Annotated in this window: 20 protein-coding genes; 6 read left to right on the plus strand and 14 right to left on the minus strand. The window is 40.5% G+C overall.

From position 1 onward, the window contains the following. Nucleotides 1-6 precede the first annotated feature (6 nt). The 3 genes from ACFOWS_RS06430 to ACFOWS_RS06440 form a co-directional block, all read right to left on the minus strand. Nucleotides 7-1,257 carry a hypothetical protein gene (locus tag ACFOWS_RS06430; RefSeq protein ID WP_379763117.1) on the minus strand — a complete coding sequence of 417 codons (1,251 nt, stop codon included), beginning with the start codon at nucleotides 1,255-1,257 and terminating at the stop codon, nucleotides 7-9. 244 nt (nucleotides 1,258-1,501) lie between these two features. Next, nucleotides 1,502-2,530: a helix-turn-helix domain-containing protein gene (locus ACFOWS_RS06435; RefSeq protein ID WP_379763118.1), complete on the minus strand. Its 1,029-nt coding sequence runs from the start codon at nucleotides 2,528-2,530 to the stop codon at nucleotides 1,502-1,504. 184 nt (nucleotides 2,531-2,714) lie between these two features. Further along, the gene (locus ACFOWS_RS06440) at nucleotides 2,715-3,824 is read right to left on the minus strand and encodes a DUF2911 domain-containing protein (protein WP_379763119.1); all 1,110 of its coding nucleotides are present in this window, start codon (nucleotides 3,822-3,824) and stop codon (nucleotides 2,715-2,717) included. Nucleotides 3,825-4,217: 393 nt separating this feature from the next. Here ACFOWS_RS06440 and ACFOWS_RS06445 point away from each other — a divergent pair, with 393 nt between their 5' ends. After that, a complete protein-coding gene (locus ACFOWS_RS06445; protein WP_379763121.1) occupies nucleotides 4,218-6,614 on the plus strand; it encodes a hybrid sensor histidine kinase/response regulator in 2,397 nt (798 codons plus the stop codon). Between the two features lie 19 nt (nucleotides 6,615-6,633). Here ACFOWS_RS06445 and ACFOWS_RS06450 read toward each other — a convergent pair whose 3' ends face one another. From ACFOWS_RS06450 to ACFOWS_RS06475, 6 genes are all read right to left on the minus strand, one after another. Continuing rightward, a complete protein-coding gene (locus tag ACFOWS_RS06450) occupies nucleotides 6,634-6,840 on the minus strand; it encodes a hypothetical protein (protein WP_379763122.1) in 207 nt (68 codons plus the stop codon). Then, nucleotides 6,833-7,189, minus strand: a complete 357-nt coding sequence (locus ACFOWS_RS06455; protein ID WP_379763123.1) for a hypothetical protein — start codon at nucleotides 7,187-7,189, stop codon at nucleotides 6,833-6,835. The genes ACFOWS_RS06450 and ACFOWS_RS06455 overlap by 8 nt, the downstream gene beginning before the upstream one ends. Further along, a complete protein-coding gene (locus ACFOWS_RS06460; protein WP_379763124.1) occupies nucleotides 7,190-7,525 on the minus strand; it encodes a YtxH domain-containing protein in 336 nt (111 codons plus the stop codon). A 142-nt stretch (nucleotides 7,526-7,667) separates the two neighbouring features. Continuing rightward, complete coding sequence (locus ACFOWS_RS06465; RefSeq protein ID WP_379763125.1) at nucleotides 7,668-8,390, minus strand: LytR/AlgR family response regulator transcription factor; 723 nt, start codon at nucleotides 8,388-8,390, stop codon at nucleotides 7,668-7,670. After that, nucleotides 8,387-9,472, minus strand: a complete 1,086-nt coding sequence (locus tag ACFOWS_RS06470) for a sensor histidine kinase (protein WP_379763127.1) — start codon at nucleotides 9,470-9,472, stop codon at nucleotides 8,387-8,389. Before ACFOWS_RS06470 ends, ACFOWS_RS06465 begins: the two co-directional genes overlap by 4 nt. 88 nt (nucleotides 9,473-9,560) lie before the next feature. After that, nucleotides 9,561-10,658, minus strand: coding sequence for a serine hydrolase domain-containing protein (locus tag ACFOWS_RS06475; RefSeq protein ID WP_379763128.1), 1,098 nt, complete (start codon nucleotides 10,656-10,658; stop codon nucleotides 9,561-9,563). A gap of 171 nt (nucleotides 10,659-10,829) precedes the next feature. On the opposite strand from ACFOWS_RS06475, the gene ACFOWS_RS06480 reads away from it, so the two are divergent. Next, nucleotides 10,830-12,524, plus strand: coding sequence for a S41 family peptidase (locus ACFOWS_RS06480; RefSeq protein WP_379763129.1), 1,695 nt, complete (start codon nucleotides 10,830-10,832; stop codon nucleotides 12,522-12,524). A 4-nt stretch (nucleotides 12,525-12,528) separates the two neighbouring features. Here ACFOWS_RS06480 and ACFOWS_RS06485 read toward each other — a convergent pair whose 3' ends face one another. After that, complete coding sequence (locus ACFOWS_RS06485; RefSeq protein ID WP_379763130.1) at nucleotides 12,529-13,617, minus strand: hypothetical protein; 1,089 nt, start codon at nucleotides 13,615-13,617, stop codon at nucleotides 12,529-12,531. Between the two features lie 210 nt (nucleotides 13,618-13,827). On the opposite strand from ACFOWS_RS06485, the gene ACFOWS_RS06490 reads away from it, so the two are divergent. Together ACFOWS_RS06490 and ACFOWS_RS06495 are read left to right on the plus strand one after the other, a co-directional pair. Continuing rightward, nucleotides 13,828-14,937 (plus strand): NAD-dependent epimerase/dehydratase family protein, encoded by a 1,110-nt coding sequence (locus ACFOWS_RS06490; protein WP_379763131.1) that lies wholly within the window; start codon nucleotides 13,828-13,830, stop codon nucleotides 14,935-14,937. Between the two features lie 113 nt (nucleotides 14,938-15,050). Next, the gene (locus ACFOWS_RS06495; RefSeq protein WP_379763132.1) at nucleotides 15,051-16,079 is read left to right on the plus strand and encodes a hypothetical protein; all 1,029 of its coding nucleotides are present in this window, start codon (nucleotides 15,051-15,053) and stop codon (nucleotides 16,077-16,079) included. Nucleotides 16,080-16,150: 71 nt separating this feature from the next. Here ACFOWS_RS06495 and ACFOWS_RS06500 read toward each other — a convergent pair whose 3' ends face one another. Genes ACFOWS_RS06500 through ACFOWS_RS06515 form a run of 4 tightly spaced genes read right to left on the minus strand, consistent with a single transcriptional unit; the run spans nucleotide 16,151 to nucleotide 18,581 of the window. Next, a complete protein-coding gene (locus ACFOWS_RS06500) occupies nucleotides 16,151-16,762 on the minus strand; it encodes an alpha-ketoglutarate-dependent dioxygenase AlkB family protein (RefSeq protein ID WP_379763134.1) in 612 nt (203 codons plus the stop codon). Continuing rightward, complete coding sequence (locus ACFOWS_RS06505; RefSeq protein WP_379764492.1) at nucleotides 16,728-16,994, minus strand: Ada metal-binding domain-containing protein; 267 nt, start codon at nucleotides 16,992-16,994, stop codon at nucleotides 16,728-16,730. The genes ACFOWS_RS06500 and ACFOWS_RS06505 overlap by 35 nt, the downstream gene beginning before the upstream one ends. Nucleotide 16,995: 1 nt before the next feature. Then, nucleotides 16,996-17,718, minus strand: a complete 723-nt coding sequence (locus ACFOWS_RS06510; protein WP_379763135.1) for a 2OG-Fe(II) oxygenase — start codon at nucleotides 17,716-17,718, stop codon at nucleotides 16,996-16,998. A gap of 14 nt (nucleotides 17,719-17,732) precedes the next feature. After that, the gene (locus tag ACFOWS_RS06515) at nucleotides 17,733-18,581 is read right to left on the minus strand and encodes a methylated-DNA--[protein]-cysteine S-methyltransferase (RefSeq protein WP_379764494.1); all 849 of its coding nucleotides are present in this window, start codon (nucleotides 18,579-18,581) and stop codon (nucleotides 17,733-17,735) included. A gap of 207 nt (nucleotides 18,582-18,788) precedes the next feature. On the opposite strand from ACFOWS_RS06515, the gene ACFOWS_RS06520 reads away from it, so the two are divergent. Both ACFOWS_RS06520 and ACFOWS_RS06525 read left to right on the plus strand, forming a co-directional pair. Then, nucleotides 18,789-19,244 carry a (2Fe-2S)-binding protein gene (locus tag ACFOWS_RS06520; protein ID WP_379763136.1) on the plus strand — a complete coding sequence of 152 codons (456 nt, stop codon included), beginning with the start codon at nucleotides 18,789-18,791 and terminating at the stop codon, nucleotides 19,242-19,244. Nucleotides 19,245-19,265: 21 nt separating this feature from the next. Continuing rightward, a complete protein-coding gene (locus ACFOWS_RS06525) occupies nucleotides 19,266-21,470 on the plus strand; it encodes a xanthine dehydrogenase family protein molybdopterin-binding subunit (protein ID WP_379763137.1) in 2,205 nt (734 codons plus the stop codon). Nucleotides 21,471-21,953 lie beyond the last annotated feature (483 nt).

Raw genomic sequence — 21,953 nt, forward strand, 5'->3', positions numbered from 1 at the left:
CATGGTTCATGGATTTTGAACGGGTTTGCCTTGTTTATCAAAAAATGAAGTGCCCGTCCTCCTATAATTTTCATCATACTGTATTTTTTCCACAGCGATGCCATTATCATTTCTGTTGATGAGTTCGTCACTTGTTCCCAAATACCGTTTTTCTGTAATCAGTCCAACCGCGTTCCTAACATAAACCACGCGGTGCATTCCAGCGATTTTATGAACGGTTTTTGCCCCGTCTTTATCAAAATAAGACTCTGAAACCAAATGTAGGCCATCAGAGGTCCATTCCGCTACGTATTTTGCGTATCCTCCATTGGCATTCATAGGTTCTCCCTTACTATTTTGAAATTCTAAAGAGGTTTTGTTCCCATATGCATCAATTTCAAAATGCCAACGCTGGGCACCGGACCAATGGGTCGTAGGATTTAATTCTTGATTGAAGAAGGTGATATCCCTTAGGTCATATGGGTACCATGTATTTTGCTCCCCAGAGGTATGCGAGGGTCCTACCGCACGTTTCCCATCCTTGTCAAAAACCTCCCAACGATTAAATCGACCTTGTTGGTCATAGAAGTATTGGAACACAGCCGCTCCACTGTCTGTATTGACCAGATTGCCCGTTGAATCTATATTCTGGATTGTTCCAAAATATCCTTGTTCATTGAACATCATCCTGGTACGTAGAAACTGGAAATCGCTCCGTAATGGAACAATTTTTCCATTTTTATCCAAACGCTCCTCAATGATACTGCCATCAGGCTCATGTGTCCATGTATAACGAACCACCCCAAACCAATCAGCTGCCATCTCTCCATTTTCATCGGCAAAGGTCAAAGCTATGTTTCTCCCTTGCTCATCTTTTTCATACGTTTTGCGATAAACGTTTCCCATTACAGCAATTTGATTCTTAAAACGGTCAAAAAAAGTATGAATTTCTTCATTCCCATGATAAACCATTTTGGTAAGTGGTGCATTGATATTAAGGTTTCCAAACCGGCCTTCAAACTCTTTATAATGATTACCAAGTTTAACATGGGTGGCGATTACCTGGTTGTTCGCATTATAATCCACCTTTAGATGAATGCGTTTCAAGGCTTCTTTTTCGGTGATGGGACACGCTCCTTTTACAGGCTGATACGGTGATTCCCAAAACGGTAAAACCGCGTAGTATTCACTTCTGTAAACATTTGATTGATGCTGTGCTGAGCATAGGCCCATACCCATCAGCATGAAGATGAAAGTGATTCTTCTAGTTGCTCGCATTAATTTCGACGTTGTTTTTGTTGATGATAAAGTGACTTCAAATATGATATTTCATCTAATCAATACTCTCTAGATTATTGGAAAGAGGACAATCATTAGGGTAAATTTTAATGTTGATCTCGGTTCGTATAATCAACCCATGTTGAAAAAAATATTGGTATGTAAAGTTTCCTTAATTGTACTTTATCTATTGTGATAAAGTGGATATTCGGGTTAAATACGTTTTTAGTTTTACTCTAAACGTTCAAGGCATACTATATTCCTTTTCTTTTCCAATGAATTCCTTGGGCGAGCACCCAGTTTCTTTTTTAAATGCATTATAAAAAGCAGAGGGGGTATTAAAACCCACTTCATAAGCAACACCTTCAATGGTATAATCTGAAAGGACTTGGTTCAGTAATATGCGTTTTACCTCTTTAATTCGATATGAGTTTACAAACTCAGGGAACTTTTTACCATATACTTGGTTGATGGTATGCGAGACCACGTAGGCCGGTTGCTCTATAGACTTGGAAAATTCGTTGAGATTGATATTGGAATCAAGATAGACCTTTTCATGGGTAAAATGCTCTTCTATCAATCGTTTTACACGTTCCAACTTTTGTCGGGATAGAACAGCTTTAGCCCCATTGGTTTTGGCTTTTTTTACCGTAAAAAGAGCTACCTTAAAAATCAACCCATACAGCACTATTGACGCCATTAGAGTCCCAAGCGTGTACATTTCAATTCCGCCAGAGAAGATTTGAAACACAAATGTTGCCCATACAATGCTTACTGCAACCAAGAAGGATTTGGTGATAGTAACAGAGCTTTGTTGCACAGAATCCTTTTGCCGCAAGTACTTCCGCCAGGACACCGCAAGGTAAACACCCAAAATCAGTGTGCCGGACCAATACCCCAAAGCAAGTTCAGGGATGTTCAAGGCCCATCCAATAGTAATGGCGATAAAAGATGGTATGAAATGTAATAAATTCCACCCTCCCAATTTTGTGTTGGAATGGTTCGTCTTCATGTACAAGAACAACAGCGGACCTATGGCCAACTTACCCATCAATCCAACCGAAATGGCAAACGATGAGATCTCTGGATACAAGTAGTAGAAGATGGACTTGCTTACTCTAAGCGATATGGCCAATAACAAAAGGGCCAAAAGACCGTCCGCAGATGAATTGTAAGGCCTTTTCTTGAGCAGTAGAACCACCAAGAAAAGGCAATTTAAAATCGCCAAGGTGCAGAACGTGGCAATCCATATTTGCATGGGTGAATTTTCCATTTACAATACCCAGTTTTATATGAATGAGACCCTTACTCTATCCATTTGTTACAAACTTTAACAATCTTGGCCAAAGAATGACAAAGTTTTCTAAAATACTGGGTATTGATGTTAAATCAAAACAAAACCTTTAAATAGACCATTTTGGCGAGAATGGTACAGTACTGGAAGGCTTTATTGAAAACTACCTTTGCCCGAAGGTAAAGGTGCCCTTTTCTATTTCGTCTGAGATTTCCTTGACCCGGGGTTTGTAGCCTTCAGGTGCATTATTTAGGGCATTTTCCAAGAGTTTGGTGGTTTTTCTACTCTTCTTTTTAGCAAAAAACTGGGCGATGGCATGGTTCAATTGTAGGAACCATGTATCAGGATGTAGTTTCAAAGCATGGTCTGTCATGGACAATGCCTCGTTGTACAAGCCATTTCGCAATAGAAAAATACTGAACCCATTAAGGTCATACGGCGAGGCTTCCAAAGTAAGCGCATCGGTAACCGTCTCCTTTAACTCAACGGTTCTATTCAACTTTTGAAGCAAGCGAACCCTGGTCTCTAGATTAGCTAGGTTTTTGTTGGCGGCAAAGCCATTAAATCCGCCATGTATGGAACGATTTGCCCATTCCAAAGCTTCCTCAAGATTGGTGTCGTGTTGAAGGCACCAAATGGCGGCATCGTTCCAGGCTTCCCAGCGGTATGTGTTCAATCCCCTAAGTTCATTCCTGAAACTTTCAACCACTGTTTTGTTTAAATCAACACTAACGGTAAAAGGAAGTCTTTGCTCACCCCATTCCAGACCAACGACAACGCTGTTTTCGGTCCGGTTTAAAAATTCATAATCCAGTTGCTCGGTTTTTGGGCAAGCTTCTGCTTCAACATCAACGCTGAGCGATATATCTTTTTCCAAATCCAGGTAATAACTTCCCCATTGGTTGTTGTTATGGGCAAACAGTAAAGTATAGGTATCCTCTTTAGGGATTACATGGAAGCCATATGTACCAGCACTTAGAGGTTTTTCATTTATCAGTACATCTGTGCTAAATGCTATGGTGGTGTTCATATTGGCTCCAGCCCTCCAAGCAATGGGCTCCCCATTTTGTGGAATAACATTGGGGTCGTTCCAAACATCTCGGTTATTTAGGGCTGGACTATGGTAATTGATTTCAATTTCAGTGATACCCAACTTTTGCATTTCAATAACCTGTGGACTTGCACTAGGGAAATTAAGGGTGTGGAATGGGTTGTTTTGGGCAAAACCCATATACCCTAACAGTACCAATGCTGGCAAAATAATTTTTCTCATAATACATTTTCAATTTTGCGAAAAGTACACGGATTGGTATCGTTTGCGTTCTTGATTTAAGAAAACTGGAGAAATTTAACCGATTAAATACTTGTTTTTGATGAGAATCAAGAGTGTTTTCCAAGTAATATTTTCTCATATAAAACGCAATCAATATGAAAAAAGGTGATAGATCCTTGAACTAAGAATCCTGTAGGATTTTTCAAACAGGACGTAAAAAATAGAATTGTAGAACTGCAATATGTCGAGATATTTGGCCATACAACCTCTGATATTGCCCATTTTTAGAGGTTTTCCCAACTTTAGCAGGGATTCAAATGAAATCCGTTTGAATCGAAACAAACAGACACAATTCCACTTTCCCAAAGGGTGGTATTGACAAAGACCTACTTTATGCGAAACTTCAACAAGCTGCACTATCTGGTGTTTGGCATTTTTTTGCACGCGGTTGCATACCTGTCACCAGCCATATCCAATGCTCAACAGCTGGGAGATAAGTTCATTTCAAATCCCATTTCAATTCGTTCCAAGGCATCGGTTCTTTTGGCTGGACAGAATGCGTATGACTTTAACGAGATTAGAAACAATCCCGCACTTTCTTTTGTTCCCCTTACTCAAATAGAGGAGAATACAGGTTTTACCAATGATAATTACTGGTTGACTTTTTCTTTGGAAAATCCAAGTTCAGAGTCGACCCAATACTACTTGGAGACCGGAAGGCCCATTACCGATATTGTTGACTTGTATCTGGTGGACGGGAATGGAAAAGTGGAGCGCCAATATAGTGGTGATAAGATTCCCTTTGCTCAAAAAACGGTTCAACATAGAAAGTCAATTTTTGATATTGAATTGGAGCCAAACGAAAAGTTGGAGGCATTCATACATTTGAAAAGTGATGGTGAGGTGGTGATGTTGCCCTTAACATTGTATAAAAAGGACCAGTTTTTTTATTTGACCTACAAGGAGCAGATTTTTTACGGATTCTTTTATGGTATTTTAATTCTGGCCTGTGTCATTTATCTGTTTTTCTTCTCTGCGTTAAGGGATAGAGCATTTATTTACTATGGTCTTTATGTGCTCTTCATAGCTTTAATGCAGTTCTCGTTGGATGGTTTTTTTCATCAGTATTTTACACCACAGGGCGGATGGCTTTCAGATAGGGCTGTATTGCTCACGGCCTTTATCTCCCTCTTTTTCTTTGGAAAGTATGGCGATAAATTCTTCAATTTAAAGGATAACTGCACATTTTTACATGTTTCCGGAAAGGTTTTGGGATACGGAGTTGTTTTGGGTACACTACTGTTGTTGGCGGTGCCACCTTTGTTCAAATACTGTTACCCCTTGGCCAATGCCATTGGTATTTTAGTACTGTTGCATATGATTGCATCGCTTGTGGTGATGAAAATTAAGAAGGTAAAAGTAGACCCTTACTTTGTTGTTGGTATTTCATTTTTGGTCTTTGGGTTTGTGGTTTTTATTCTGAACAATTTCAATGCCATAGAAAACTCGTTTTTCACTAATAACGGGGCTAAATTCGGAATAGGGTTTGAAATTATTTTCCTATCCATTTCCATGAGCAATAGAATTCGTAGCCTGCGAATGGAAAATGAAAAGAACCAACTGTTGGCGCTCCAACGGGCCGAGGATATGAACGAAATCAAGTCGTCTTTCCTATCCAATATCAGTCATGAATTGCGCACGCCATTGAACCTGATTATGGGTGTGGCCACATCGCTCCAGCAGAATCGGGAAGAAGAGGATTTGGAAGAGAAGTGCAAACTTATCTTGAGCTCATCCAAAAATTTGTTGGGGTATATTGAAGACATCCTCGACTTTACCGTCATTGAAAAGGGAAATCAGGAACTGAAAGAAACGTCCTTTGACCTTCTGTCAACTTTGGAAAAAATTGTAAAGACCCAACGAGCAAATGCCGAGGCCAAGAATTTGGATTTCAATTTTGTAATTCCCAATGGATTGCCCACCCGTATAGTAGGTGACAAAGGAAAACTGGTCCAAATTTTAAACCATTTGCTAGACAATGCCATCAAGTTCACCAATCATGGAGGCGTTGAGGTAAAAGTCCATGCCAAATCAAAAGGAAAAGACAAGGTTCAGCTCGATTTTGAAATAGCAGATACGGGAATAGGAATTTCAAAAGAGAAAATGAGTACCATTTTTGAATCCTTCACCAAAAAATCCTTTATGGACAAACGAGAATTCAGTGGTTTGGGATTGGGGCTTTATATTGTAAAAACGTATGTGGATTTACAGGGTGGAACCATCAACATCAAAAACAACCAGCAAGAGGGCACAACCTGTCATTTAAGCTTAGGTTTTGAAGTGGATGAACAGGTAATGGAACTTGGGCAAGACCTACAATCAAGTGGCAATGCCCTTGGGGCAAGTCGTATTCTTTTGGTGGAGGACAATAAAATGAATCAGACTGTGGTAAAGTTGTTGTTCAAAAAATGGGAAAATGTAAGCTTAACAATTGCTAATCATGGTAAGGAAGCTTTGGAAATCATGGAGAAAGAGGCGTTCGACCTTGTTCTGATGGACTTACAAATGCCAGAGATGGATGGTTTCGAAACTACCTCAATAATTCGTTCGGGTAGGGCCAATTGTTCTCCGGAAATTCCAATTATAGTGCTTACAGCGGATAATACCAGTGATACCCGCAAGGAGATTTTTAGATTGGGCGTCAATGATTTGTTGACAAAACCGGTAAATGGGGCACTTTTGCTTTCTAAAATAAACAAGAATTTCCCCATAAGCATTAAAGTGGCTTAAGGAGAAACGTGTTGTTTTTCTATCTAAACAGTCGTTTGAGAAGGTAGGCAAATAGAAAACCTTTTACGGGGCTAAGAATTCGATTGGCCACGGTCAAGGGTTCAAAGAAGTCCTCGATGGCATTCTTGTTTGATTTAAGTGACTCCAAGTTAATGTCTTTCTTTAGCCGCAAGATTTTTAACTCCTGCTTAATCTCTTCCATGGATGCAAAATCGGTCCTACTCATCCCTTAAAATGGTTTTTGATAGTTTTTTAATGATTCTTTTTTCAACCTTTTTTCTGAATAAGGCGTAAATCACGAACATCAACACGATGTACAGAACGCCGGTGAGCACATAGCCCAAGGCCAAATTTTCGAGAACGTCGCCCAAAAAAATGGCAAGTGCAATGGAGAATAGAGCAATGGCCATTATCCCCAAAATAGAGAAGAACGCCAACTTTATGCTGCCAATGCTAAGTTCGGCCGTATGCATGAACAGCTTCAATTTATAATACTCCCAAGAATGCTTAAGGTACTCTTGGGAGTTGTCAATTGAGTCTGTGGTGACTTTTCCTATTTTCTTTAGGGAGCTCATTTATTTAGCGGCTGTTTGTAGTTTCTTGTTTTTGGCCTTTAGCTCCTTCAATTTGGCTTCCAATGTGGAAATCACATCATCGGCTTTATAACTTGCGGAGGTTACCAAAGATTCCACTTCATCCTCTAAAGAATTTTTTTTGGAACTGAATTGTTCAACCACTTGGTTTTTTAATTGTGTGGTACTTTGTGCCACATCATCTACCAAGCTATTGGACTGTTCCACCAATTTTTTTCTGGTGGCCGTTCCTTTATCTGGAGCAAACAAAATTCCTATAGTTGCTCCGATGGCCGTTCCGGCCAATATTCCTAAAATTGTATTACTGCTATCGCTCATGGTTTTTAATGTTTTATTGATTCAATTCAAAACTATAAGCTTTCCCCTTGAAGTATTAGTGCAATGCAATTAATGATTGACTCAAATCAGTTTTCAGGGGTAATCCTTACTGACTTACGCCAATAATAGAACACGATTGTGATTATTGCTGCCTATTTTCAATACGATTATTCAAGGCCTGTCTAAAAGATGCTCCCAACGGAATTTTATGCCGATTTGTTAGAGTGAGTTTATTCACTTCTATGATTTCAACGGCATTGATGTTTACCACAAACGATTTATGTACACGTTGGAAAAGACATTCTGGTACCAAGTTCATGACATCGCTTATGTTACTGCGAATCAATATTTTTTGACCGTCCACCAAATGGATTTCCAAATAATTGCCATCTTTTTCCAAGAACAGAATATCATTATAATACACTTTATGGGTCTTACTCCCCGATTTAAATAGTGCGTATGGGCCATCATTCGTTTTTTCGGATGAAACACGCTGTCCCGAGTGCAAGTTTGAAGTGGTATCTTTAGCACGATTCACGGCCCTCATGAACTTGTTGAATTCCACGGGTTTCAATAAATAGTCCACAACCTCAAATTCATAACTTTCCAAGGCATAGTCAGAATACGCGGTGGTGATGATTACTTTAGGCCTATGTCTTAAAATTTGGAGAAGTTCCAACCCATTGAGGTTGGGCATGTTGATGTCCAAAAAGATAATATCAGGATTCCATTTCGGGATTTTGTCCAAAGCCTCCAATCCGTTCTGGCAGTAGCCCACAAGGTTTAGATAATCCACTTTGTCAATATAGCGTTCAAGAACCTCTTTGGCTCGTATTTCGTCCTCTATAATTGCGCAGGTCATCATGTTTTGGTATGCAAAGTTAGTTTGGAGATGTAATGGTCATCCAATTCATACTGATTCAATTCATGGGCATTTGGAAAAAGAATTTTCAATCTTTTTTTTAAGTTGACAATGCCAATTCCACCCTCATTTGAGCGGAGTTTTTTTTGATTTCGGAATATCTTGTTTCTGACTTCAAACTGAATTTTATCATCCAAAACCTTCAAAAACACATCAATTTCTGAATATTTGGTGGTATCTACTCCATGTTTGAATGCATTTTCAAGAAATGGGGCCAACACAAAAGCTGGAATCATTGCTCTGGAGGTGTCTCCTTCAATGGTAAAGTCAACCTTGATTTTACGCTCATCCGTAACTCGCAATAATTGTAAATCAGCATATTGTTTTAAAAAGTCGATTTCTTTGGTCAATGGTATTTGCGATTCCTTGTTTTCATATAGCATATACCGCATAATTCCGGAGAGTTTAAGAATACCATCCGAGACCTCATCGGCTCCACTGGCCTGCGACATAGAGAAGAGATTGTTGAGTGTATTGAACAATAAATGGGGATTGAGCTGGTATTTTAAAAATGACAGCTCACTTTTCAACTTCTCTTTTTCCATTTGAAGGTATTTCCTGTCCAACAGAATCAGTTGCTCTATAACCAAGTATGAAATGAGCAGTATGGTAAGGATGAGGTATTGCATCATATTGGAGTTATTCCAAATATCCAGATGAATGCTTTCATAACTATTGGAATGGTCTATGATGATTTTTGCGACCAGCGACTCCACAAAAAATGCAACCCCTAATACTCCGACCCCAATAAGTATAAAGCTTACCTTATTTTTTTGAAAATGGCGCCGCACTATGCCATACAGGATTAAGTACGATGCCATGGCCTTAAAAAAAGCTCCAACAATGAGTAAGGGCAAGGGGTCTGCTGAGGTACTGCCCACCTCGTCCAGTACTCGATTTCCTGAATCTCCATAGATTTCTATGTTAGGGATGACCTCCAAAACCAGTATTTTATGGAAAAACAAAACCCAGCCCATCCAGAAGAGCAGGTGCAGTATTATTTTGACCAAAGTACGTCTTACCATATGGGCCAACTACGAAAAACCATCTTAAAGTACCAAAAAAATGGTATGAGTGCCAATTTCTTGGTATTGGCAGATTCATTGATCTACATTACAATTGCTCCACTAGATCTGCAACAACAGCTGTTATTTCTTCAAAATTGAACTGGTTGTTGATGACCACCACTACATCGCCTGTGCTGGGAATATAGCCACAGTACGTTCCATAAGCAATGGTGAATCCGGAATACCAGTATATCTGTTTGCCCCCAAGGGTTTCTCTAAACATGCCCGCACCGTAGGTAACACCCCTTGTTCCAGGATGGAAGGTAGTCATTGTATCCAAAGAACCGGCATTGATGATTCCTTCTTCAAAAATGGCTTTGAACCATTTTGCCAAATCTGCTGGGGATGCCCAAATGTTTCCTGTATAGGTTCCCATGCTTTCCACGGCTGTACGGTTCAGGTCTTTTAGGGATTCTTCATTTACCCAACTGAACGCTTGATTGGGTTGTGCGATGGACGTTCCAATATAAGTATTGCTCAGTCCAAGAGGATTCAATAAAACTTGACTTAACTGTGTTGAAAAATTGTTTCCTGTGATTTTTTCCACCATCAACCCCAAAACCTTAAAATTGGCATCGGAATAGGAATAAATCTCTCCGGGTTCATTGTCAGGCAGGTCCATAAAGCTCACAAAAGTTTCAAACGTAATTTCTTCTGAGGGATTATTGATCACATAATTGAATAGGCCATCACTGCCGGGAAGGGGATGGTGCAGACCCGAACTGTGGTTCAATAATTGCTCTACGGTAATAGTGCCCGGAATTTTATCAGTCACAATTTCAGGGACTATTTCGGCAATGGTCGAGGTTAGCGAAAGGTCGCCACTCTCAATCAGCTTATAAATCAAAATAGCTGTAAAAGTTTTACTTGCACTGCCAATGGCATAGCGCATGTCAACTTCTAGGGGAACATCCGGTTCAGATTCACCAATGGCTCCGGAAGTTACTGTTCCGTCAGCTTGCAAGATGTATGCTATGGCCCCACCCTTGGCAAAAGAGGACTCATAATCATTCAAAATGACCTGCACAAAATTTACCTCGGATTCTTTTTCGCCATCATCAGAATTGGAACATGATAGCATGAATAAGCCAAGTGTAAACACGAATATTTTAAAGATGTTTTTTTGATTTGATGTGTTGCGCATGATATATATTTTCTGGGAAATGAACCACCGCGGCTTAGAATTCAAAAAAAGTTGGTACAAAAATGGGCATAAGCTATGGCAACCATGCAATTTTGTGATTCATCCGAGCCAAAGACCCCAAATTGAAAAATGTATCATTTTAATTACATTTATCCTGATTGATTTTCGAAAATGAAATGGGATAAATTGCTTCTGAATTCTTGTGCTACTTTCGTTCTGATTGGGGTTTGCCTCACTTCATGCAATGAATCCAAGGCGGTAGATTTAATTATTGAGAATCATTTGGCCACTACCGGATTTGATGGAGACCTTGACTCCAAGGCATATTGTCTTAATGGAAATCTAGAAATAGAGCGGTATGGCATCAATGTCCCTTTCTCAGTTTCAACCGATGGCAAATCGTATTATGTGTTTGACCAGATGGAACTGAAATCTGAATACCCGAGTGATTATTTGCCATCGTTCAGCAAACTCATGTTTGATGAGAAGGCTTTTTTGGTCACCAACTTCTCTTTGACCGTTGAACAATTGAAGAAACTGAAATCAAACAAGGATTTTGACGAGCACAAGATTGTTTTTTGGGAAGAGTTTCCCAAAGCGGTTTATGACAATTGGAAATCCACCGAGCTTACTGTGGCCAATCCTGTTTTACTTCTAAAACAAATGGGATACAACTTTAAATTGGACGGGAAGACCCAATTCAACGCTCAAAACGCGTATGTGGTAACCGCCTTCAGTCCAAGGTCTCAGATAACCCTAAAGCTATTCATCAACACAAAAACTTTGCTTTTGGAAGGAATGGTTTTTAACTCTTTTCACCCGCAAATGGGTGAAGTTGAAATTACTAGAAAAGTGAATTCATATGCCAACAACGGACCTTTCCGTTATGTTCAAAATTGGACGGATAGTAGAGCTGGAACGGAAGTCAATTATTCAGTTACAAACTTTGAGATGGTTGATGAGCCTACCCATATTGCACAGATCAGTAAGGCAACCAAGGTTTTTCCCTTGCCAAAGGCGGGTATCGAGGATGTAATCAATACCTATCTTACTGAACTTAAAGAAACTTGTCCAGACAGTACTGTGGTGGCCAAAATAGAGCATGGGCTACAGTTGAAACTTTTGAACGGGGAATTTACGGAGGAGCTTTCACCTGGAATTCTAGCAAGTAGACTCAATCGAGAGATATTGAATCTGACCGGGGAGCATCAACACCGAATTTTTTACGACCCATTGGAATATATGTTCCTTCAAGAAAAAAAAGAAGTCAACCCTACAAACATATCAATACATCCGGAGGATGTTGGAAATTATATCTATTTAAAAATGGATAAAATCCCAGAATTGGCTGCCGTGAAACCAAACCTGGATGCAATGATGTTGACTGCACAAAAGAAAGATGCCCTTATTATCGACCTCAGGGAAAGTAGGGGGGGAGACCCTGAATTCAACAGATATATGATGTCTTTTTTTCTAACGCCAGACCAACCATTGTATACGAAGCAAACCAAGGGGTCTCACCTAACGATTAAGGTGCCAAATAATCCCATACGGATTGACCGAAGTCTTGAGGTTTATGTTGTTATCAGTGATGAAACTTCGTATGAAGCTGAGCAACTTACCTATATGATGCAGACGTTTAAGGTTGGCAGAATAATAGGGGAAATCTCATACGGGGCAACCCAAAGTCCTAAACGTGCCATTATTGGGGATGGAATCATTGCCGAAATTCCTATTTCAAAAGAAATCCATACGGTAACGGACAACAATTGGGATAATGTGGGCGTCATTCCAGATATTATCCAAAGTGTGGGAGATAAGGAAAAAATTCTAGGAACAATAGACTCACTTCGAATCCACCGATAACCACTTATTGCAGTTTTATGTTGGGCATGGATGGAAACCTTGCTATGGCACCCCATCCACCGAAAGATTCAGAGACTGCCAAAACAATTTCATTTTTTCCTTTCTTCAAGGGCAAGAACAAGGTGTCATGGAGGCCAATTGTACCTAAAAATTTGTAATCCCGAGATTGCCAAACGTCACTGGCATAATATAGCAACTCTCCATTGAGGTATACCCTAACACGATCACTGAAACCAAATTCAAAGGGCAGGGTTTGTTCTTCACCTGATGAAACATCCAATTTTAAATAAACGGTGTTTTGGCCAGGCTGTCGTTCGGTATACTGCGCAATATTCAAAACCCCGGTTTTTTCTACGCTTACCGTTTTATAGCTTCGAGAGGCATAGTCATTGGGCAGTGTAGTGGTATTTTCAAGTGCTGATTCTGCAAAGGCAGGAGATATTTCCCAGGAGCTAACCGTACCTTCCGCCATGGCTTTTTCGGGAACGGGCGTTCCCTTTATCATCACATTCTCAGTAGGTATAACCTTTAGGTTGGCAAAATATGCAGGAGCAAAAGCATTTTTGAATCCCAATCCTCCATCAACGAACGCTCTTTTGAGTTCCACGGTATAGGTGGGTTCATCCACATTTCCAATGTAGATGTCCATGAGGTTATTTTTGATGGCCAACTTAAAATGGACCCATTGTTCAAAAGGAAGTTCCACGGCTTTGGCGTACGATTCGCCATAGTATAGTTGCCAACCAGAAAAGCCATTGTACAAAGGTGAGTATTGGGTTGCATCCGGATTTCCAGATAACCAGGGTCTAAGGTAGAATTCCTCATAGTTCTTATCATCTTCCCTATGAAAAAGTATACCCGGAAAGGACATTGCATCACTGTAAAACATATCAAATTCAATGATACCGTTTTCAAGTTTGATTCCTTTGGGAATTGCCACACCATCAATGAGCATTAAACTTTTTTGTCCCTCATGCACAAGTATTTTATGGTCTTCAGCATCAAAATGCCAATTTGATTCATTTAAATCTATTTGTTGAGCAAGTGATATATGAGTACAGGCGATACTTAGGAACAGAAATACTTTTTTCATGGGTCTGACTTTTCGTCAAAAGAAATCTCCTTTTTTGGGGATAGAAAGGATATGGTATCAACGCTGCGAAAGAAATTACCAACACCATATTTATGGTATGCACCGGTCCAAATCACAGAAATCCAAAGTTGGGTAAGCTATTTGTTTGGTTGACGCCATAAATTTTCAATGGTTGATTTAAAAGCGTAACTATCTGATAAATATCGAAAAGTGCAAAGAAGATTCTTTTTGGAACAAGTTGGTTGGGGACTTTCTACAATATTGGTCCCCAGTATTTTGGGATGTACCCGTGCAAAACCTAAATCAAAGAAACTGCTGGTGCTCGGGGGCACTGTGTTTCTTGGCCCGGCAATTGTGAATGCTGGTATAAAAGCAGGGTTCGACATAACGCTTTTTAATCGTGGGATTTCAAATCCATATTTGTTTCCCAACGTACGATTGATAAAAGGAGATAGGACCATTGGGCAAAAGGCATATAAGGATTTGATAAATGAAGATTGGGATTTTGTAATTGATGTCTGGCCCGAAGAATCCTACATGGTGGATGATGCAACCAACGCGCTAAAAAGCTATTGCAAACACTATACTTTTATATCCAGCATTGCGGTTTACGATCATTTTCAAACCGTGGGTCTTGATGAAAATTCGAAAGTTTTTGAGCCCAGAAGTGACAAAAGCAAGTGGGAATACTACGAAGAAAAAGTGCATGCAGAAAGATTGGTCAGAAAACGGTTTCCGGATAGTCATACCATTTTAAGGCCAGGACCCATTAAGGGTTGGCGAGATTCTGAAATGGATTTGGCCTACTGGTTGACCCGAATCAAAAAAGGCGGTAAAGTATTGGCGCCGGGGAATGGTAATGACCCCATTCAATTTATTGATGTAACGGATGTGGGCAATTTCGCAATCAAATGTATTGCTCGGGGTCTAAAAGGCACCTATAATACTACTGGTCCCCGTCAAAAACTTATTTGGAAGCACTTTTTGGAACAATGCAGGAATCATTATAACCCCAATGCTGAGTTAGTTTGGGTGGATGAAACATTTTTGAGGCAGAAAGGAGTGCAATCCATGAGAGATTTGCCCCTTTGGGCACCATTATCCGAAGACCCTGGTTTTATGCAGATCAGCAACGCAAAGGCTGTGGCACATGGACTTGAATTCACCAATATCCATAAAACCTTTAATGATACTATGGAATGGGTTGAACAAACTTTCAAAAACAAATCAGAAAATGTGGACTTGTTCACCAATGCAATTTCTTTTGAAGCAGAAAAGGAAATTTTAAATGAGTATATACTTTTTAAAAAAGGGCAATAGAATCCCTAAGACTGCTATTTGCCTTCTAAAAATGGGTATTTCATCACACTTCAACCATTTTTGATTGAAAACCTTGTACTTTATCCATTCATTAATCATAAAACTATCGCAAAATGAATTTATCTTCCAAACTATACTTGGGTATGTTGCTTTCGGGCTTCAGTATAAGCTCCGTTCAATCCCAAGCAGAAGAACCTACCTTGCCCTATGACGAAATCTACGCGTACTGTCTGGATGGCACTGTGTCTCCCGTAGTGGAAATTTTAAAAAGGAAAAAGGAATTGAATTCAGAGGAGGAAGAGTTCAAAACACATTTCTTGAAACGCTTTGGAGGTGAAATTGATTCCACAGAAATAAAAGATGAACGGATGAAGGAACTGGTTTCCCATTTTAGGGATTATTGGCACAAATCTCTTTTGAATAAGGGTCAGCAATATGAAAGAGAACTAATGGGCAAGGTAATACCCCATTTGATGCAAAATTATCCCAAAGCACGGGAAACCAAGATAGGTCCTGATAATATTGGCACTATTTTGAGTGAATATATTCATTCTGAAGGATTGTATACGCGGGATAGGGTGAGCAAGTTAGATCCCTATGTGGATTTGGTAATATGGGGTGCGCAAAAAGATTCTATCTATACGGTTGTTTTGGATGGCAATGAATTTGACGTGAAGGTGGTTGGTCTGGATGATTTTGTAACCAAAGGTTGGACAGAGTATGCTACCTTGGGCTCCCATTTCTCTGGGGGGTGGACACAAGATGACGGAATTTATTACGTGGATGACAGCTACGACATACATTCTGAAGAATTTAAGGTAAGCCTTATTGCACATGAGGCACGACATTTTTTGGACCACCAAAAGTATCCAGATATGTCCAATGCCGAGATGGAATATAGAGGCAAGCTCACAGAGTTATCAATGGCAAAGGAAACCATGTATAACCTTATCTCCTTCTTTATTTTAAATGCTGTTGAAAAAAGTGAGGTTGCCCATTCTGTAGCAAACTACAAAGTGATACACAAGCTTTCAGAGGCAATGTTCAATGAAGATTTTGTAACCGATATTGAAAAATGGAAATCCAAAGACATCTATGCCATAAATCGGGCTGCTGCGGAACTGTTGAATTCAGGAATGTAGCATTTCAATGGTACTCAGAAGAGACTTCAAAAAGCTTATTTTCAGCAAGGTTACATTCTCCAATTACGAAATTATGAGAGTTCTATGGTACGAAATGTAAGGTTGATCCGCGGTTTGTGAATAACTTTGGTAGGAGGGAGGCGGTGCAACCAATGCGTTTGTGTAGAGCCTTTCATCACCAACAAACTGCCATGTTCCAAAAGGAGGTTCACTTTGTCTTTGGTTTTTTTGTGCTTGAAGGAAAATTTCCGTTCAGCCCCAAAACTCAACGAACCGATGGCATCATCCTTTTTAAGGTCCTTTTCAGCGTCGCTGTGCCAGGCCATGCCTTCTTCTCCTGTGTGATACAGATTTAATAAGCACGAATTGTAGGTTTCCCCACTTGATCTTTCCACCAGTTGTTTCAATTCCAAAAGTTCTTTGGTCCAGGGCAAGGCCTTTTTTGTGTTTTTGGAATAAGTATATTCAAAAGGTTGGTCACCATACCATGCCACCTTGCGTTTGGTTTCAATACGTTTTCCGTAGATAATGGCCACATCGTTTTTCCATGCAATGTTGTGTAGCAGTTTTTCATAAAAGCTGTTCGCTACATCAAAATCCATGATTGAACCGTGGTAATTGACTGTACCATCAAACGGTAACCAGTTTTTATTTGGGTCTATTTGACTGCTGAATAAATCCATTTTTCCACTTTTGATAGGCCTTTTTCATACAATGCCCACAGGGTCGATACCCTAAAGATAGGGCCTCTTTTTCAGAACTGAAGAAAACTCTATTTTCACGTTTCATACTTTTGCCTGAAGCACATTTCAGGGTGCCGTAAATCTTTAAATTTTTGTTGCCCCCGAATACTATTCTTTCATTTTTGATGCCAAGCCAAACGGTTGATTCACTTAAAAAGGAATGCTGTTCCATGTCAACTGGTGGCATCGTGAAAAATAATTCCTAATGCATATCGATTTCCATGAGTGACCTCGCTAACCCCATGTCTCATATTGACGCGGTAATACCCTTTTTGCCCTTTAATCGGTCTAAAGTTGGTAGTAAAGAAAAGTAAGTCGCCTTGTTTTGGTTTTAAAACAATGGCTTTGGATTGTGCCCGAGGGGTTTGTTGCGTCATTACAAACTCTCCTCCATGAAAGTCCACTTTTGGATTGCTTAGCACAAATAATGCTTGTATGGGAAAATAAACATCCCCGTATAAGTCTTGGTGCAAGGTGTTAAAACCTCCTTTACCATATTTAAGAATCAAAGGGGTTGGCTTCAGTTGGCCTTTCTCTTTACATTGCTCCAATAGTTCTTGATGCGTGGCGGGAAAAGTTTTGTCAATTTTCAAGGCCTTCATCCAAAGATTGGCAACAGGTACAAGATAGGGATAAAGACTGGCTCTGAGCATTTGGATTTTCTCGGGAAGTGGATAATCAAAATATTTGTACTCCCCCAAGCCAAAACGATAACGTTCCATCACTACCGTTTTTCGATACCCATCAGTTTCTTGATACAGTTGTACGAATTCCTCGCATTCTGTGGTACTCAAAAAACCTGAAACTGACGCATATCCTTTTTGGTGTAAACTGTCGTGTACCAAAGTCCAATCAATGGACTTCACTTGAAGCTGGACTTCCCTTGTATTTTCCATAAGATTCATGGCTGTTATTGTGCAATGTTTATTTGTGCTGCCTCCCAACCAATAATGGCGTTCTTTCGGGTATTGCCCCACATATAACCGCCAATTTGTCCAGAGGATTGAATCACTCTGTGGCATGGAATCAAAAAAGCAACAGGATTGCTTCCGATGGCTGTGCCCACCGCCCTTGATGCTTTTGGACTATCAATTTTCCGGGCAATGGCACCGTAGGTGGTTAAACTTCCTTGCGGTATTTTGAGTAGGGTTTCCCAAACTTTTAGTTGAAAAGGAGTGCCGCTGAGGTGCAGTTTAATTTGGTCCAATCGATTCCAATCGTGCTGAAAAATAAACAGTCCATCCTGTTGATTTTTATCCAACAATTGGTGGAACTGTGCATTGGGAAACCGCAGTCTTAAATTTTCCAGCCCCTTATTTTCATCATCAATAAAAGCCATATGGCAAATTCCCTTCGGGGTTGAGGCGACAATTAAAGTACCAAAAGGACTTTCAGCAAAACTGTAGTTTATGGTTAGATTTCCACCTCCATTTTTATACTCTCCTGGAGTCATGCCCTCAATGGTGACAAAAAGATCGTGGAGTCGACTCGTTCCTGAAAAGCCCGTTTCTTGGGCCGTATCGAATAAGGTAGCCTGTCTATCCTTCAATAGCTGTTTGGCATATTCAAGGCTAATGTATTGCATGAATTTTTTTGGGCTTACACCTGCCCAATCCGTAAAAAGACGTTGAAAGTGGAATGGGCTCAAATGAACCGATTCGGCAATCTCATCTAAAGAAGGTTGCTCTTTAAAGTTCGAAGTAATGAATTCAATGGCCTTTGCTATCCTATTGTAATTGTATGTGGCTTGTGTTGTCATGGCGTACAAATCATTTTGATAACAAAAGTATGAGGCATCCAAGGTCCACGAAACCCGAATCTTGCTCATTTTTATCTTCGAGCAAGGTGCAAATTGCACCTTATTATCAAGATTTTAAGAATATAATGTTAATTTTTTTCAAGATGCACTTATTTGGAATCGGTCTTTGCCGAAAAACCCATAAATTCAAGGGAATTTTTAAACAACATGGCAACATTTACACTCAACATCAACGGAAAAACGCAGGAGGTGGACGTAGATCCATCCACGCCCATGCTTTGGGTTTTGCGAGACAATTTAAAACTAGTAGGAACCAAATACGGTTGCGGTATTGCACAATGTGGGGCCTGCACCATCCATTTGAATGGTACGGCCACAAGATCATGTGCGCTACCGGTATCCGCTGTGGGCGACCAAGAGATTACCACTATTGAAGGATTATCGGAGAATGGAGACCATCCTGTACAAAAAGCCTGGATTGAAGAAGATGTGCCCCAATGTGGTTACTGCCAAGCTGGGCAGATTATGACTGCTTCGGCCTTATTAAAACAAAATCCGAGTCCCACGGACGAAGAGATTGAAATGGCAATGAACGGCAACATTTGCCGTTGCGGAACTTACATTAGAATTAGGAAAGCTGTTAAAACGGCATCAAAATCATAACCCTCCTATAAAACATACATCATGACGCTTATAAAGACAAAAGTTGGACGACGTGCCTTCATACGGAACACAGGTTTAGCCAGTGGGGGACTCGTTCTTGGATTTAACTGGCTAGCTTCCTGTAAAATGACTCCGGAGCAAGTTAACAGTATGCCCAAAGAGTGGTTTGAACTCAATGGATTTTTAAAGATTGGGGATAACGGTCTGGTGACCATCATGTCGCCCAACCCAGAAATAGGACAAAACGTAAAAACGGCTATGCCTATGATCGTGGCTGAGGAATTGGACGTAGCTTGGAAAGATGTCATGGTAGAACAGGCTCCGTTGAATACTGATATATTCACAAGGCAATTGGCCGGAGGAAGTCAATCCATTCGTCAAGGGTGGGAAGGACTTCGAATGGCAGGTGCCACTGCCCGACAAATGTTGAAGGAAGCGGCAGCAAAAGCTTGGGAAGTTCCGGTGGGTGAAATCACCACTTCGGAAGGAGTGCTAACCCATGAAGCCAGCGGTAAATCTGCTGGGTATGGCGAAATAGCCTCCGCAGCAGCAGGAATCGAAGTGCCTGAAGAAGTCGAACTCAAAGACCCCAAGGATTTTACAATCATAGGAACCGACCGCAGGAATGTGGACGGCGAGAAAATTGTTACTGGAAAACCATTGTATGGTCTCGATGTGCATCGCGAAGGAATGCTCATAGCCATGATTGTCCATCCCCCCGCCTTTGGTATGAAGTTAAAAGATATGGATGCTGAATCGGTAAAATCCATGCCTGGAATCAAAGATGTGTTCCCAATTGAAGTATATCCCGAGGATGTTGAAAAACAATGGTCCGATGGAGGAGCCATTGCTGAGTTGGCCGTAGTGGTCGGGAACAGTACATGGGAATGTATGCAGGCTAAAAAGGCGTTGCAGGTACAGTGGGAGGAAGATTCCAAAATGGAAAGTACTGCCTATCATGACGAGGCACTTTCCGAATTATTGAAAACCGCTCCAAAAGAAGCCGCGCGAAAAGATGGCGACGTTGATGCTGCATTCAAAACAGCCGCCAAAATTGTGGAAAGTACCTACAGTGCTCCATTTTTGGCCCACAATACCATGGAGCCCATGAATTTCTTTGCAGATGTTTCAGCAGACAAGGCAGAATTATTGGGTCCTATCCAAACTCCGGAGTTTTTAGAAATTACGTTGGCATCCAGATTGGGGTTGCCCAAGGAGAAAATTGATATTATGATGACCCGAATGGGAGGTGGATTTGGCCGTCGCTTATATGGTACTTTTGCCGTGGAAGCCGCGGTAATCTCCCAAAAAATGGGTGCACCTATAAAATTGGTCTACACCCGTGAGGATGATATGACCCAGGGCACTTACCGTCCTTCCTACAAAGTAAAGTACAAAGCTGGTTTGGATGAGAATGGTAATTTGATTGCATGGCATGTACGTGGAGCAGGAACCAATGACGACCTCGTTTTTGAAAACCGTTTTCCTGCTGGTGCGGTGGACAACTACCTTGCCGAGAAACATAGTTTGCAAACCAATGTTACCACCGGTGCGTGGCGTGCCCCACGCTCTAATTTTATTGCCGGGGCTGAACAAGCTTTTATGGATGAAGTGGCTGAAGCCGCAGGAAAAGACCCGATAGAATTCCGATTGGAATTGTTTGATCGTGCCATCTCCAACCCTGTTGGTGATCCTGAGCAAAATGATTATGATCCAGAACGTTATGCAGGCGTATTAAAATTGGTGAAAGAAAAATCCAACTGGGCAGACGGTACCAGCGGAAAATCCCGTGGCGTATCCGCGTACTATTGCCACAATTCTTACGTGGCACAAGTGTTGGATTTGACCATGAACGGAGATACACCCAACATTGACAAAGTCTGGTGTGCTGTGGATTGTGGAATTGTCATCAACCCATTGAGCGCCAAAAACCAGATTGAAGGAGGAATTGTGGATGGTATTGGTCATGCTACCTATAGTGCATTGACCTTTAAAGATGGCGTACCTGAGCAGTCCAATTTTGATAAGTATCGCCTCATCCGAAATATGGAGGCACCAAAGGAAATAGAGACCTTTTTTGTGGACAATGGGATTGATCCAACAGGTTTGGGTGAACCATCGTTGCCACCAATTATAGGAGCCTTGACCAATGCAATGTACAAGGCTACAGGTAGACGACATTACAGTCAGCCCTTGATAAATGATAAACCGCCATTGGTGGGCTAAAGATATTTTTATAATGGGTCTTGTGTTTGAGTGAAAAATGCACTATAAATTTATCCTTTTGTAGCTGTATTTTTAGGTTTTGAACAAAGGACCCTTTTTGGTTTGATGCAAATTTTTTAAGATAAATTATTGATTTACAATCAATTGTATTTGCAAATAATTTTTCATTAAAAAAGTTGATGTGTTTATTTTTTGTTTATGTTTACCCCTTGAATGAGTCCATACAAAAGGACGCATTGCCTATATCGTTGAAAAGTTTTTTCATGTTCGGGCTTTTGGGAATAAGGAGGTCTACCCAAACAGCCGTCTTACGGATAAGACACCGAATTCTAGGGCTGACTTCCGAAATGCACTCCGTAATCCGTGATTTCTCACGGAGCTCTTTCTTTGTGGCCTATACCGTATTCGAATTTCGCATCTGAGAATTAGCAGCAATCCGCTATTTAATTTTTAAAACAAGTTTATTACAAACGCGAAATATAG

It is taken from the genome of Flagellimonas marina (assembly GCF_042651185.1).
Classification (GTDB): Bacteria; Bacteroidota; Bacteroidia; order Flavobacteriales; family Flavobacteriaceae; genus Flagellimonas; species Flagellimonas marina.